Source organism: Cupriavidus sp. KB_39 (genome assembly GCF_052114485.1).
GTDB lineage: Bacteria > Pseudomonadota > Gammaproteobacteria > Burkholderiales > Burkholderiaceae > Cupriavidus.
The window spans coordinates 1-677 of record NZ_JBFREV010000156.1; the positions used below are offsets into that span (position 1 = coordinate 1).

Here is a 677-nt window from a genome sequence, read left to right on the forward strand (position 1 = left end):
GGAACCACCCCTTCCCATCCCGAACAGGACCGTGAAACGACTTTGCGCCGATGATAGTGCGGACTACCCGTGTGAAAGTAGGTCATCGCCAGGCTCTTATACCCAGAACCCCCAGCCCCATAAAGGCTGGGGGTTTTGCTTTGTGGGCTCCGATTGGCATTTTCGTGACGAAAACGCTTATGATCTGCGTGCCATGCCCTCTGACGAAGAAGACCTCGCTTGTGCCGAGGCAACGCCCTGGTATCTCTACCTGCTCGAATGCGAAGGCAATTCGATCTACACAGGGATTACCACTGACGTCCAGCGCCGTTATGCCCAGCACCTTGCGGGGATTGGTGCCAAATACACACGCTCCCGCAAACCTACGCGCCTGCTTGGATGGCTTCGCTACGATAACAAGTCAGAAGCGTTGAAAGCCGAGTTGGCCACCAAGCGCATGTCGGCCGTGCAAAAGCGCGCATTCTGCGCGATGCTCGAAACGGAAGACAGCGCATAAAAACAAGCATAAAAACAAAACCGCCGGCAAATTGAACTGACCCCCAGAAGTTGGACGGTTGATGGCTAGGCCGGAAAGGGCTGAGTCCTGTATTGCACAGGACTCAGCCCTTTTAGTTTGAGCTTGATGCGGTCATGATTGTAGTAGTGAATGTATTGGCGCAGTCCATCCTGCAGTTGCT

General features: G+C 54.2%; 2 protein-coding genes and 1 rRNA gene. 2 read left to right on the forward strand and 1 reads right to left on the reverse strand.

Annotation, left to right across the window (positions count from 1 at the left end; genetic code table 11):
- Both rrf and AB4Z27_RS29260 read left to right on the forward strand, forming a co-directional pair.
- Positions 1-94 (forward strand): 5S ribosomal RNA (rrf, locus tag AB4Z27_RS29255); the annotation flags it as partial.
- Positions 95-193: 99 nt separating this feature from the next.
- The gene (locus AB4Z27_RS29260) at positions 194-496 is read left to right on the forward strand and encodes a GIY-YIG nuclease family protein (protein WP_092296124.1); all 303 of its coding nucleotides are present in this window, start codon (positions 194-196) and stop codon (positions 494-496) included.
- Positions 497-561: 65 nt separating this feature from the next.
- On the opposite strand, the gene AB4Z27_RS29265 is transcribed toward AB4Z27_RS29260, so the two are convergent.
- On the reverse strand, positions 562-677 hold a 116-nt coding region (locus tag AB4Z27_RS29265), incomplete at its 5' end, for an IS3 family transposase (protein WP_441592170.1).

Excerpts from the sequence above, each read along its gene's own strand:
- AB4Z27_RS29260 (WP_092296124.1), top strand. The coding sequence starts at position 194 with ATGCCCTCTGACGAAGAAGACCTCGCTTGTGCCGAGGCAACGCCCTGG.